This window comes from Methanobrevibacter sp. (genome assembly GCF_017406825.1).
Classification (GTDB): domain Archaea; phylum Methanobacteriota; class Methanobacteria; order Methanobacteriales; family Methanobacteriaceae; genus Methanocatella.
In genome coordinates this window covers 1-12612 of sequence record NZ_JAFQXT010000053.1, presented here as the reverse complement: position 1 = coordinate 12612, position 12612 = coordinate 1, and the positions used below count along the sequence as shown (strand labels likewise).

Sequence of the window (12612 nt, the reverse complement as noted above, 5' to 3'; positions counted from 1 at the left end):
ATAAGAGGTTAAATATGGAGATTAGGCTTGAAGAGGAAAAAGATTTTCTGGAAGTTGAAAATATGGTTAGAAATTCCTTCTGGAATATATATCGACCGGGTGCATACGAACACTACATTGTACACAATCTAAGGCAAGATGAAAGCTTCATCAAGGATTTGGCTTATGTCATTGAAAAAGACGGTAAAATCATAGGCCATATCAATTATTCAAAAGGCAAAATCCAATATGAAAATTGCCTTAAGGATGCAGTCGTATTGGGTCCGGTAGCTATAGATGATGAATATCAAAGCCAGGGATTGGGTACAAGTCTGATTGAATACACACTTGAATTGGCTGAAGATTATCATTATATTTTTGTAATAGGTGATGAAAACTATTATATGAGATTTGGCTTTGAACCTGCATCAAAATATAATATTTTTCTGGACGGAACAGATTTCAATAATGAAAATCCGTTTTTCATGATAAAAATATTTGATTCAGATAAAATTACAAACGATTTAGGGATATTCCATAATCCTGATGTATTCAATGTTAATGAAGATGATGTTGATGAATTTGATAAGAACTTCGAGTTTAAGGAAAAATTGGTTTTAGAAGGGCAGTTGGGTGTTTAAATGAAATATGTAATAATAAATGGATCTCCAAGAAAGAAGAATACATGGGCAGTTGTTAAACAAATAAAAAAAAGTTTGGATGGGGAATTTGAAGAGATACAGTTAATTAAACAGGATATTCCAATATGCAATGGATGCTTTAAATGTTTTGATGGAGAAGAAAATTGCCCTCACTTTGATAAGGTCAATCCGATAGTGGAAAAGCTTAAAAAAGCAGACGGTTTGATAATAACATCACCTGTTTATGCAATGAATGTCACTTCACTTTTAAAAAATTACATTGACCATACTGCATATCTATACCACAGGCCAGCACTTTTCAAGTTAAAGGGATTGGTGGTAGTGACTACTGCAGGTGCAGGCCATAAGGATGTGGCCAAATATATGGATGAAACATTAAGGCACTGGGGTGTAAATAAGGTTTATAAATTGTCCTTTGCATGCGGGAATGAGGGTATTGATATTAAATCCATTGATAAAGTAGCTAAAAGGTTTAGGGATGATGTTGAATCCGGCAAGTTACATTCTCCAAAAATCATGGATGTAATTTTTTATAATGTCTGGAGGAGATTTGCCCTAGATGAAAACCATATTGAAAGGGATAGAAAATATTGGCGCGAAACAGGCTTGATAAATCATGATTTTGCACCAGAAGTTAAGTTGGGAATATTTAAAAAGTTAATAGCAAAAATAATGTTCAATTTATTTAAAAAAATGTTTTAAATAAGAGTGATACAACTCTTATTTACTGTTTTCACTATTCATTAGCTAACTTTTTCAGTTCATCACCTGTTAGGTGAAAAACATTCCAGTCTTTTTGCTTTGCACCTAAAGACAGGTAAAAGTCAATGCTTGGTTTGTTCCAAGAAAGACAAGTCCATTCGAATCTGCCATAACCTCTCTCAACAACAATCTTAGCCAGCTTTTTAAGCATTGCCTTGCCGTAACCTTTTCCCCTGTATTCCGGATCGATGAAAAGGTCTTCCAGATGAAGGTTTACATTGCCAATGTATGTGGAAAAGCTCAAGAAAAACAGGGCAAATCCTATTACAGTGTCATCTTCAAGAGCAAAAATGACTTCTGCATGATGCTTTTCAAAAACCCAGTATCTGATGTCTTCTTCAGTGGCTATCACTTCATCCAGTCTTTTTTCATAATCGGCAAGTTTTTTAATGAATTCTAAAATCAGACTAACATCTTTTTCTTCGGCGTTTCTAAAGGTTAATTGAGACATATATTTATTTTAGTAGGTTTTATTAGATATAGTAATATGTTTAGAAATATGAGAAGACAAGGCCAAAGGCTCTCAAAAGAGGAATGTGAAGAGATACTGACAAATCAACCTAGGGGCGTTTTAGCGCTGTTGGGAGATTATGACTATCCGTATGCGGTTCCCATGAGTCATGTTTATGAAAACGGAAAGATTTATTTTCACGGAGCCAAGAAAGGCCACAAAAATGATGCCGTAAGAAATTATTCCAAATGTTCCTATTGCGTTTTGAATGAAGGTGTAAAAGCCCCTGACAGCTGGTGGTATACCTTCAAAAGCGTCATTGCATTTGGAAAGATTAGGATATTGACAGATAATGATGAAAAAATAGAAGCACTAACCTATTTGGGAGACAAGTTCTTTCCAACCCATGAAGAAACAGTTGATGAAATCAATCGTCTTTTAGAGAAAACAGAAGTGTATGAGATAACAGTTGAACATATGGACGGTAAGGTAGTAAAAGAAAAATAAGAAAAAATTGATAGTAAAGATACTATCAATCTGGTCTGTCGGTATTGAATTTGTCGCTTGACTTGATACCAACAAGTGAAGCGAAAACTGAAAGCACACATGCTATTGTACAGATTAAGCATATTGTTTGTGATGCCTGTACAATCATGCTTGCGTATTCAGGAGCCAGTTCCAGACTGCCCATCACCCATGCAAATATCAGTGTCAATAGACCTAAACTCATGGTTTGACCTATTGTTCTCATTGTTGCCTGTGACGCTGATGCTGTTGGTGCATCTTTCGGCGGAACTGAACTCATGATTGCGTTCATGTTCGGGCTTGAGAAAAGTCCCATACCTACACCCTGAAGCACCATTGCCAATATTACTACATAAAGTGGTGTGTCGCCGTTTAGGAATGTCAGTATTGCCAGTGCAACCGCTGCAATTCCAATGCCTATTGCGGCCAATTTTTGCGGATGAATCTTATCTGACAATTTTCCTGAATTTGGAGCCATCAGAGCCATTATTATTGGTGTGATTATCAGTATCATTCCTGACATCTGTGCGTCCCAGCCCCTTACGTATTGGAAATGATAGTTTAGGATTGTTGTAACGACCATTATGGCAAGATAGCTGCACAGCGCTGCAATGTTTGATGATGTGAACTTCTTGTTTTTAAACAGGTTCATGTTAAATACAGGTGATTTCTGTTTCAGTTCATACCATCCGAATATTATAAGCAAAATCACGCCGGCAACTGTCAATATTTTTCCTGTTGTTGTAATCAGTGTTGTAAATCCATAGATGAATGCCAGAATGCCTATTGCATATAATACTGATCCGACTTTATCGATTTTGTCCTTTTCATATGTTTTCCACTCTTTAGGTATTTTAAGAACCATTAAAATTATGCATAGTACTAAAAATGGAATCACAAAGTAAAACATTGATCTCCATCCGAAATTATGTACCAGAAATCCGCAGATTACAGGTGAAAGTGATGTTGCAAGATATACTCCGGTTACTGTAAATCCAAGCGCTTTTCCTCTGTTTTGTGGTTTGACTGCCTGAACCACCATTGCCATTGCAGATACATTCAGAAATGCCATTCCTGCTCCTTGAACTACTCTAAAAAATAAGAATGTTTCTGTTGAAAATGAAAGGCATGCTCCTATTGAACCTATAAGGAATACGATGATTCCCGCAAGAAGTGATTTTTTCACTCCGAATTTTCCTGAAATCTGTCCTGCAGGCACTGTAAAGACTGCAACTACAAGAAATAGAATTGTCGGAATCCAGTTTTGGATTACATTGTTCATTGCAAAGTCCTGTGCAATTGCCGGGACTCCAATAATGACTCCATTTGATAAAAATACTGCAAAAAATGATGTAATAAATGATACAAATACTACAACAGTTTCTAAATCTAATTTCATATTATCCCTCTTTTATTTTTTTTATTGATTAAATGAATCTTTTGAACGTATGCCTACAAGTGATGCAAAGACTGCTATTATGCAAATCACCGTACAAATTATGCAAACAAATTGTGATGCCTGAACGATCATGCCGGCATATTGCGCTGAAAGTTTAAGGCTGCCCATTACCCATGCAAACATGAGAGTTAAAAGCCCAAGACTCATTGTCTGGCCTATGGTTCTCATTGCTGACTGTGCCGCTGAAGCGTTTGGAGTTTCTTTCGGTGGAACTGAACTCATTATTGCATTAGTATTTGGTGTTGTGAAAAGTCCCATTCCGATTCCCTGTAAAACCATTGCGACTACAATAAGATAAATTGGAGTGTTTGCATCTAAAAATATTAAGATCACCAGTGTCACAGTTGCTATGGACATTCCTATGGCGGCTAGCTTTTGAGGATGTATTCTGTCAGAAAGCTTTCCTGAATTCGGAGCCATAATTGCCATTATAATGGGCGTAATTATCAGTATCAAACCGGATAGCTGTGCATTCCATCCCCTGACATACTGGAAGTGATAATTCAGGATTGTTGTAATTGCCGCAATTGCAAGGTAGCTGCACAGAGCTGCAACGTTTGATGATGTGAACTTCATGTTTTTGAATAGTCTCATGTTGAATGCAGGAGTATTCACTTTAGTCTCATAATATGCAAAGACAATCAGCAGAACGAAACCTATGAGTGCGCAGGCCTTTCCGGTAATGTTCATTAAACTTGTAAATCCATAGATGAACAGGAGGATGCCGATTCCATAGATTATGTATCCGATAGAGTCAATTTTATCGTTTTCATAGGTCTTCCAATCTCCGGGGATTTTCCAAATCATGAGTGCAATGCAAACTACAAAGAATGGAACCACAAAGTAAAACATTGATCTCCAGCCAAAGTTATATACCAAAAATCCGCTTATCACAGGAGATAGTGAACCTGCCAGATATACTCCTGTTACTGTAAAACCCAAAGCCTTTCCTCTGTTTTGAGGTTTGATTGCCTGAACAACCATTGCCATGGATGCGACATTTGAAAATGCTCCTCCTATGCCTTGAATTACTCTGAAAAATAAAAATGATTCTGTTGAAAATGACAGGCATGCTCCAATTGAGGCTAAAAGGAAAACCAGAACTCCGGCTATAAGTGATTTTTTTACTCCGAATTTTCCTGAAATCTGACCTGCCGGAAGTGTAAATACTGCTACTACAAGTAGCGCAATTGTTATAATCCAGTTTTGAACGATATTGTTCATTCCAAATTCACTTGCTATTGATGGAACTCCCAAAACGATTCCTGCAGATAAAAACACTGCAAAAAATGCGGTTATAAATGATACAAAAACAACGTAGGTTTCCAAATCCAATTTCATAATATCACTCAACAAGTTTCATTCCATTAAGGGCAATTTCAATTATTCTCTTTTTCAAGAGGTAATCGTCTTCACTAATTCCAACCTCTTTTTCCCAATCCTTTGAGATTTGTCTGATTTTTGGAACTATATCATTGCCCCTTTCAGTCGTAGTCAACATGTACTTTCTTCTGTTATTCGGGTCGATTTGTCTTTTGATGTATCCGTCGTCCTCGAATTTTCTCAATACTTTTGCGATATTTCCTTTGCTTTGCCCGAACATGTTCACCAGGTCCTCTTGAGAACAGTTCGGATTGTCAAATATGAATATGATATATCTCATATTGTGGTCAAAATCAAGTCCGTCCAGTTTGGATTTCATATATTTCTGCTGATTTAGCGATATATTATGAATCCATGCAATAAAAGGAGAATTATCATACAGGTTCTGATTTGTATTTTCATCCATAGCTTCACCTGATTTTAAATATGTATTGAATATATTATAAATGTTTCTAATGAAACAGTTTATAATGAAACAAAAATATGAAAAATAATTTTAATGACTTTTTAAATATATAATATTAATTAACAATTTTTTGAGGAAAAAACATGGCTAAAATGGAAATTGAATTAACAGAAGAGCAAATTGAAAAAGTTAAACATTTGCAAGCAAATGACATCACTGTTGGTGACGCTATTGATAAACTTTTTGAAATGAAAGAAAAGGCATGGCCTGAAATATCTGAAATTGATGAGGAACAAATTTCATTATTTGAAAAAGTTAAGGAAAGCACATTGGATGTTGACAATAAAGCTGAAAATTTAGATGAAAACTATGGGGATTCCGATAAGTCCTATGAAATGAAAGTTCAAGACATTAAACATAAAGTCAGTTGGGCTAAAGATTTCTTCAATTACTAAATTTTAAGATTATTTGTGATGATAATCTTTAAATAGTCAACAGCTGAGTCTCAACGATTTGGTTGTTACTATTTTAAAAATTTAATATGTCTATTTCTTGATTTGTTATGGAAAAATGACTGCAAATATTAAATATTCACATTATCATTAAAATTTCAAATTAAAGTTCCCACTTTTCTATTTTAAAATAATAATAAAAATATCCCTGGTGAGTAAATGTCATTTAGTTTAGAAAGCATTGGAATGGAACCTGGAGCAAGATATGAATCAATCTACACCACCATGAACAGTGAGGGTGAAATCAACGCAGCTCCGATGGGTGTAAAATGCATAAATGATTATGATGTGGCGGCACGCATATTTGACGGAAGCAAAACATTGGAAAATATAATGCATACCAATCTTTTTGTCGTAAACATCACTGAAAATCCAAAAATATATGCTGATGCCCTTTATGGAAACCTGGAAAATCTAAAATTGGTGAAAGATGACGACATTGCATATCTTAAAGATGCAGATGCATACTTCATTTGCCTTGTAAAATCAATAGAAGAGCTCACGGCTGAAAAGGATCATGTCAATGAAGGGTCCAAAAGCTATATCGTAACTGCAGAAAACATTAAAATAAACATCAACAGAAAAGGTGCAAAGGCACTTAACAGAGGTATATATTCATTTTTGGAATCATTGATTGACTACACTAGAGTGGACATGATTGATGACGACAAAAGAGAGGAGTACAAAAACCGCTTTTTGGAAAATGAAAGAGTCATCGAAAGAGTGGCAGAAAAGGACGTAAAACAATCAATGGCAGAATTAAGGCAAAAGATGATTGAAAAAGGATTAGACTTATAGGTGATACTATGGATAATAAAGAAAAAGTAATTGAAGCATTCAAAAATTCAGAAGAACCTTTAAACGCTAAAAAAGTCAGTGAACTTTCAGGCGTCGAGAAAAAGGAAGTAGACAAAATAATGAAAGAATTGAAAAAAGATGAAACAATTGTTTCACCAAAAAGATGTTATTGGACATTGAATGAATAATAACATCATTATTTTTTTATTTTAAACCGTCACCTCCATATATAAACTATATATTCTTTTTTAAACAAATATTATCTAGAGGTTAAAAAAATGGATTATGATGTAATTTATATTGGAAGTGGAAATGCTGCTTGGCAAGGTGGCCGTTTTTTAAGAAAAGCAGGCCTTAAAATATTGATTGTTGAAGAAAGCCTATACGGAGGTGCATGCGCAAACAGGGGTTGCAACTCAAAGGCACTTCTTGATGCACCATATGAAATCAAGGCCCTGGCTGACAATTTTGAAGGCGTTGGAAAATCAGGCGATTTTGATGTAAACTGGCCTGATTTAATGGAGTACAAAAGAAAAAGAATCGCCGGAATGTCTGCATTTTTAGACGGCAAATTCGATGAATATGATTTGGATGTGGCTCATGGAAAAGGAGTCATACTGGATGACCACACGGTGCAGGTAGCTGACAAGACCTTTACAACAGATAAAATAGTAATATGTACTGGACTTAAGCCTGTAATTCCAGAAATTCCTGGAAGCGAATACCTCCATGACAGCACAGACTTTCTGGATATTGAAGATCTTCCAAAACACGCAATCATCATTGGCGCAGGTTTTGTGGGAATGGAATTTGCATCAATACTTGCAGAAGCAGGTCTTGAAGCGGATGTAATCATCAGAGGAAACATGGCCTTAAAATACTTCCATCAGCCTTATGTGGAAAAGGTAATCGAAATTCTAAAAGAAAAAGGCATCAGATTCCATTTTAACCAAACAGTAAACGAAATTATTAGTAACATCGAAATTGATAATCCGGAAGCCAAGGTGCTTAATGTTGCATCAGCCCAAAATGCAGATGAATATCTCAGAGATCCTGAATCCAAAATGGACAACAGGGCTTATGAAAACGGATTTACAGTCAAATTAAGTGGTGGCGAAAGCATAACAGGAGATTATGTCATAGCTGCTATGGGAAGAACAGCCAATGTAGAGGACATTGGTCTTGAAAATGTTGGATTGACCTATACCTCCAAAGGGATTAAAGTAAATGGTCATCTGCAAACGGAAGTTCCAAATATCTATGCATCAGGAGATGTTGCTGACACTGGAATTGCAAAGCTTGTAACTGTCGCAATACATCACTCAAAATATCTTGCAAAGGAACTTTTGGGCGAAGCTGATGAGATAACATATCCAGTTGTTCCTGCCGTGGCATATACCATTCCAAGGATTGCTACAGTGGGTGTGCCTGCATATGTTGCTGAAGACAGTGATGAATATGAAGTTCACACAATAAGATACGGCAGGTCATATTCCTTGGAGCTTAAAAACGATTTGACTGCTGAGGCAAAGGTCATTGTGGATAGGGATTTGCAGATTGTCGGTGCCGAGATATATGCAGCTGATGCTGAAAATGTTGCAAACATGTTTGCGTTCATCATAAACAAAAGGATAACTCTTGAAGAGCTTGATTATATGATTTATGCATTTCCGTCAAGCAGTTCTGTGTGCTTATACAAGTTGCACAACATCCACTATAAATTCTAAGCAGTCAATTATTTAAAACAAGGATTTTTCATGATAAAAAGAGATTATATATTAATTATAATATTGCTGGTTGTTATTGCAGGGATAATGATGGCTATCATACACATGCCTCACTCCGACAACAATCATGCTGCAAACGGATCTGCGCCAAATCATGAAGTTCTTGCAAACGATACAATCGGTTCGGTTGAGGTAATAAGAAACATTGGAAATCCGAATGGTGCAAAAATAGCATATGTTGTCGGTGTTCATCCGCTTGAAAATGAAACCCACAGGACATTGCTTAAGATATTGCCTAATTTGTCCAATCTTAACTATTGCTATGACATATATATCATAAATGTAACAAGCGATATAGGTTATTATGGTGACGGTTCATCAGACAACAGTCCCGGCAGACAAAACGGACAGAATCTGGCCTTGAAATACGTATATCCGCAAATTTTAAACGGAAACTATAAGTTGGCAGTTGACGTTCACTCAAATGTAGGAGCATACGAGTATAGGACATTTGTCTTCAGCCCAGTCAAGGAATCATTGGCCAGCCAGTACGCTCAAACAGTTGCAGACAACTCACAAAACATTTCATATTATGCTCCCCAATCTACAACAAGCGGACCTTACCTTACAGTGCCTTTAAATGAAAATGGAGTTCCTGCATTTTACTTTGAGGAGTACAGCTTCGCACCACAGAGCGAAAAGGACTCTCACATGATGGAACTTATTTATGCAATCGACAGTCTGAATTTCAGCTAAAAATAGTGATTAATATGAATAGAAAAATAATATTGCTGATAATTGTTCTCTTGATTTTTAGTGTTGCCCTTTTCACCCAAATCAAAACGGTCCATGACGACAATGATGAGTTTAAAATAACTCATGAAATCATAGCAAATGACAGTTTAGGATCTGTGGAGGTTATAAGAAACATTGGAAATCCGAATTCTCCTAAAATTGCTTATGTTGTAGGGGTTCATCCTCTTGAAAATGATACCCATAATACATTTCTAAAGATTCTGCCCAATTTGACAAACCTGAATTACTCATATGACATATATGTTATCAATGTCACTCTTGATTTTAGCCAATATGGGCAATTGCTGCCTGATGATGAGCCTGGAAGGCAAACAGGTCAGGAATTGGCGCTGAAATATGTATATCCTGCAATATTGAATGGCAGTTATGAATTGGTGGTTGATGTCCATGCACACGGTGGAGCATATGGAGACCATAACACATTTGTATTCAGTCCTGTTGAGGGATCTTTAGGCGAAAGCTATGCTGTGGCGGTTTCAAATGACACTGAAAACGTTTCATATTACAATCCGCAATTCACTACAAGTGGACCTTACCTTACAGTGCCTTTAAATGAAAATGGTGTTCCTGCATTTTACTATGAGGAAAACAGTTTCTTTTCACAGGACATCAAGGATGTGCATATGCTTGAGCTGATTTATGCAGTCGATAGCTTAAAGTTCAATTGAAGGTCGTGGTAGAATTAAGTTAAGTTATGAATGTGGAGCATGTATCATGAGGCAGGTTGGGGAAGTCCTTGACCTTTCGACAGATGATGAAAAATTGAAGTTCGAATTGATGCAAAATTGCATAGAATATATGTCAGAAAACTTCAAAAAGGATTCACAACCCAATAAACTTGCAACAGAAGTTAACCAATACATCAAACAGAAGACCCAATGCAGTGATGCATATATTAGAGAAAAACAGATCAGCAATGAAATTGCATTGTCAATTCTTCCGGACATTAAGGATATGATTAAAAGCAATGATGATTTAGAAACTTATGTAAAACTCTCCATTGTTGGAAATATATTGGATTTTGGAGCATACAGTCCGAGCACTGATTTTGAAAAGTTGATTTTGAAAAATTTAGGCAAAGATTTAAGCATCAATGACACTCAACAATTGGAAAATGCACTCAAACATTACAGTGATTTATTGTATTTGGTTGACAATACAGGAGAAATAGTCTTTGACAGGTTGCTCATTGAAAAAATCAGGGAGTATGATGTGAATGTTACAGTTGCAGTTAAAAGTTCACCGATTGTAAATGATGCTTGCAAAAAAGAGGCAATTGAAGCGGGACTTGACCAACTGGCGGAAATTGTCACTGTTGGAAGCGATATGGGTGGAATTGTTGAAGAAATGTTTTCCTGTGAGTTTAGGGAAATCTTTGATAGCAGTGATTTCATAATATCAAAAGGAATGGCAAACTATGAAGGATTGACAGAAATGAATCTTGAAGGAAAAGATGTCTTTTCACTTCTTTGCTGTAAATGCAAACCTATTTCTAAAAGTCTGTCAGTGGATTTAAATTCTTTTGTTGCAAAAAAGATTTAATCTTTATTTTTGATTAAATCTTTCAATTCATCTAATTTGGCATCCATCTGATTAATTTTATCATCATTATCCTTCAATTCATCTAATTTGACATTAATCTGATTAATATTATCGTCATGTTCTTTTAATTTTGAATTGTAATGTCGTATGAGTATTGCTGCGGTTAGTGTTGCAGTACCTACGCCGGATAATATGTAACCCGCCCAAACCAGGAGTATTGCATCTATTTTTCCTAGAATTGTAGACCCTAAAACTGCATATCCATTACTTGTAAATGCATTTGAAACCATCACTAATGAATCCAGTGCATTCACGCCCTCCACTATCTGGGTAAATAGGAAGCTGAGGAATATAATAATGAACAACAATATGATTGTTATTCCCAAACCGTTGGATTTGGTATACATTTTGAACTTATCATAATATAGTTTAATCAAGTAAATGAATATAGGCACATGGAGTAAGTCAAGAAATCCAACTAGACTGTAGCGGAATAGGATATATGTTAGGGAACCGAATGGGATTAATAATAATACTAAAATTTTATTTTTCAGTGTTGATTTGTCTAATGTGACTGCAACATATAATGAAAGGAAAATATCTAATAATGCCAGATAGATTACATCATTTTTAGGCATTATTAATGAATATAATATGTTGATGAAGAACAGTGCCATCATTATCAAATAGAATATCTGTTTTAATGAATGGATTTCCTCATCCGGAAAATATTCCTTAGGATTCAAAATCCTATATGATTTTTTACCTAAATAATCACGAATAATTTTAATGATTCCCATCAGAATTAAAAAAATTGCAATTTCGGCTATAGCTTTTAAAATTTCTATTTGCGTATATACCATTCAAACACCTAATTATATTATTTATGATTGAAAGTATTAATAGTTAGTGAACAATTTATTTTTCTCTATTATTTCATTAAATTATTTTTAGACCAATGATACGCTATTCTTGGTGAATCTCGGACATATATTATTCCACATTTCTGAAAGCCATTTTTCTCTATCAGTTTCTGCATTATATTGTTGCTTTCATGTGTGTCTATACGGATGTTGTTGCATATATTCTTGCAGTATTCAATAGCACTGTTGAATATTCCACCTACTTTGCCATCACCTGCAATTCTATGTATTGTCACATATTCATCATCATTGAGCCATTCACCGTTTTCAATATTTTCATAAGTCGGTTCATCACCAAAAACAAGTGCAAAAACACCATGAATTATATCATTTTCATCGCAAATGATATTGCAAATGCCACTTTCAATATCTTCTTTGATTAACTCAAGACTTGGATATGTATGGCCCCACTGGTTGGGATTTCCATTTTTTATCATGAAATCCTGCGCAATCCTGTAGATTTCCATGATATCATCCAAATCATTAGCTGTCGCTTTTCTAACTTTCATTAATGCACTTCCTAAATTTTAATAAATTAGCATAATTGAGTGTTGGCAGAAATTATTTGATTTTGAACATTTTTCATTTTCTCCTTTTGATTTTTTAGGACTTTTTTTAAGTTAGTGATATGAACTGTATTACACTAATAACTGAGTATAAATCCATT

General features: G+C 35.3%; 16 protein-coding genes. 10 read left to right on the top strand and 6 right to left on the bottom strand.

Features of this window, described 5'->3' with window-relative positions; translation table 11 throughout:
* The first annotated feature begins 14 nt into the window (after positions 1-14).
* Both IJF99_RS09230 and IJF99_RS09225 read left to right on the top strand, forming a co-directional pair.
* Positions 15-620, top strand: coding sequence for a GNAT family N-acetyltransferase (locus IJF99_RS09230; protein WP_292793205.1), 606 nt, complete (start codon positions 15-17; stop codon positions 618-620).
* Positions 621-1343 (top strand): NAD(P)H-dependent oxidoreductase, encoded by a 723-nt coding sequence (locus IJF99_RS09225; protein WP_292793207.1) that lies wholly within the window; start codon positions 621-623, stop codon positions 1341-1343.
* A gap of 34 nt (positions 1344-1377) precedes the next feature.
* On the opposite strand, the gene IJF99_RS09220 is transcribed toward IJF99_RS09225, so the two are convergent.
* On the bottom strand, positions 1378-1854 hold the full coding sequence (locus IJF99_RS09220; RefSeq protein WP_292793209.1) for a GNAT family N-acetyltransferase: 477 nt from the start codon (positions 1852-1854) through the stop codon (positions 1378-1380).
* A 48-nt stretch (positions 1855-1902) separates the two neighbouring features.
* On the opposite strand from IJF99_RS09220, the gene IJF99_RS09215 reads away from it, so the two are divergent.
* On the top strand, positions 1903-2361 hold the full coding sequence (locus IJF99_RS09215; RefSeq protein ID WP_292793211.1) for a pyridoxamine 5'-phosphate oxidase family protein: 459 nt from the start codon (positions 1903-1905) through the stop codon (positions 2359-2361).
* Between the two features lie 25 nt (positions 2362-2386).
* Here the strand turns inward: IJF99_RS09215 and IJF99_RS09210 are convergent, their stop codons facing one another.
* From IJF99_RS09210 to IJF99_RS09200, 3 genes are read right to left on the bottom strand one after another with little or no spacing between them, the layout of a single operon-like run.
* Positions 2387-3778, bottom strand: coding sequence for an MFS transporter (locus IJF99_RS09210; protein ID WP_292793213.1), 1392 nt, complete (start codon positions 3776-3778; stop codon positions 2387-2389).
* Positions 3779-3799: 21 nt separating this feature from the next.
* Positions 3800-5179, bottom strand: a complete 1380-nt coding sequence (locus tag IJF99_RS09205; protein WP_292793215.1) for an MFS transporter — start codon at positions 5177-5179, stop codon at positions 3800-3802.
* 4 nt (positions 5180-5183) lie between these two features.
* Positions 5184-5627: a MarR family transcriptional regulator gene (locus IJF99_RS09200; protein ID WP_292793217.1), complete on the bottom strand. Its 444-nt coding sequence runs from the start codon at positions 5625-5627 to the stop codon at positions 5184-5186.
* A gap of 143 nt (positions 5628-5770) precedes the next feature.
* Between IJF99_RS09200 and IJF99_RS09195 the strand changes: the two genes are divergently transcribed.
* From IJF99_RS09195 to IJF99_RS09165, 7 genes are all read left to right on the top strand, one after another.
* Positions 5771-6082 (top strand): hypothetical protein, encoded by a 312-nt coding sequence (locus IJF99_RS09195; RefSeq protein WP_292793219.1) that lies wholly within the window; start codon positions 5771-5773, stop codon positions 6080-6082.
* A 216-nt stretch (positions 6083-6298) separates the two neighbouring features.
* Positions 6299-6937 (top strand): DUF447 domain-containing protein, encoded by a 639-nt coding sequence (locus IJF99_RS09190; protein WP_292793221.1) that lies wholly within the window; start codon positions 6299-6301, stop codon positions 6935-6937.
* An 8-nt stretch (positions 6938-6945) separates the two neighbouring features.
* Positions 6946-7125, top strand: a complete 180-nt coding sequence (locus IJF99_RS09185; RefSeq protein ID WP_292793223.1) for a MarR family transcriptional regulator — start codon at positions 6946-6948, stop codon at positions 7123-7125.
* Positions 7126-7215: 90 nt separating this feature from the next.
* Positions 7216-8664, top strand: a complete 1449-nt coding sequence (locus tag IJF99_RS09180; protein WP_292793225.1) for an NAD(P)/FAD-dependent oxidoreductase — start codon at positions 7216-7218, stop codon at positions 8662-8664.
* A gap of 30 nt (positions 8665-8694) precedes the next feature.
* Positions 8695-9420, top strand: a complete 726-nt coding sequence (locus IJF99_RS09175) for a hypothetical protein (protein WP_292793227.1) — start codon at positions 8695-8697, stop codon at positions 9418-9420.
* 14 nt (positions 9421-9434) lie between these two features.
* Entirely contained in the window at positions 9435-10148 is a 714-nt protein-coding gene (locus IJF99_RS09170) for a hypothetical protein (RefSeq protein WP_292793230.1), read from the top strand.
* Complete coding sequence (locus IJF99_RS09165; protein WP_366931268.1) at positions 10144-11022, top strand: ARMT1-like domain-containing protein; 879 nt, start codon at positions 10144-10146, stop codon at positions 11020-11022. The genes IJF99_RS09170 and IJF99_RS09165 overlap by 5 nt, the downstream gene beginning before the upstream one ends.
* Here IJF99_RS09165 and IJF99_RS09160 read toward each other — a convergent pair.
* The gene (locus IJF99_RS09160; protein WP_292793233.1) at positions 11019-11885 is read right to left on the bottom strand and encodes a hypothetical protein; all 867 of its coding nucleotides are present in this window, start codon (positions 11883-11885) and stop codon (positions 11019-11021) included. The genes IJF99_RS09165 and IJF99_RS09160 overlap by 4 nt on opposite strands.
* A 68-nt stretch (positions 11886-11953) precedes the next feature.
* Positions 11954-12454 carry a hypothetical protein gene (locus IJF99_RS09155; protein ID WP_292793235.1) on the bottom strand — a complete coding sequence of 167 codons (501 nt, stop codon included), beginning with the start codon at positions 12452-12454 and terminating at the stop codon, positions 11954-11956.
* Between the last annotated feature and the right edge of the window lie 158 nt (positions 12455-12612).

Bases quoted from the DNA above. Each gene is read 5' to 3' on its own strand.
- IJF99_RS09205 (WP_292793215.1), bottom strand. From the start codon at position 5,179: ATGAAATTGGATTTGGAAACCTACGTTGTTTTTGTATCATTTATAACC.
- IJF99_RS09160 (WP_292793233.1), bottom strand. From the start codon at position 11,885: ATGGTATATACGCAAATAGAAATTTTAAAAGCTATAGCCGAAATTGCA.
- IJF99_RS09230 (WP_292793205.1), top strand. From the start codon at position 15: ATGGAGATTAGGCTTGAAGAGGAAAAAGATTTTCTGGAAGTTGAAAAT.
- IJF99_RS09175 (WP_292793227.1), top strand. From the start codon at position 8,695: ATGATAAAAAGAGATTATATATTAATTATAATATTGCTGGTTGTTATT.
- IJF99_RS09200 (WP_292793217.1), bottom strand. From the start codon at position 5,627: ATGGATGAAAATACAAATCAGAACCTGTATGATAATTCTCCTTTTATT.
- IJF99_RS09210 (WP_292793213.1), bottom strand. From the start codon at position 3,778: ATGAAATTAGATTTAGAAACTGTTGTAGTATTTGTATCATTTATTACA.
- IJF99_RS09170 (WP_292793230.1), top strand. From the start codon at position 9,435: ATGAATAGAAAAATAATATTGCTGATAATTGTTCTCTTGATTTTTAGT.
- IJF99_RS09180 (WP_292793225.1), top strand. From the start codon at position 7,216: ATGGATTATGATGTAATTTATATTGGAAGTGGAAATGCTGCTTGGCAA.
- IJF99_RS09225 (WP_292793207.1), top strand. From the start codon at position 621: ATGAAATATGTAATAATAAATGGATCTCCAAGAAAGAAGAATACATGG.
- IJF99_RS09195 (WP_292793219.1), top strand. From the start codon at position 5,771: ATGGCTAAAATGGAAATTGAATTAACAGAAGAGCAAATTGAAAAAGTT.
- IJF99_RS09215 (WP_292793211.1), top strand. From the start codon at position 1,903: ATGAGAAGACAAGGCCAAAGGCTCTCAAAAGAGGAATGTGAAGAGATA.
- IJF99_RS09190 (WP_292793221.1), top strand. From the start codon at position 6,299: ATGTCATTTAGTTTAGAAAGCATTGGAATGGAACCTGGAGCAAGATAT.
- IJF99_RS09220 (WP_292793209.1), bottom strand. From the start codon at position 1,854: ATGTCTCAATTAACCTTTAGAAACGCCGAAGAAAAAGATGTTAGTCTG.
- IJF99_RS09155 (WP_292793235.1), bottom strand. From the start codon at position 12,454: ATGAAAGTTAGAAAAGCGACAGCTAATGATTTGGATGATATCATGGAA.
- IJF99_RS09185 (WP_292793223.1), top strand. From the start codon at position 6,946: ATGGATAATAAAGAAAAAGTAATTGAAGCATTCAAAAATTCAGAAGAA.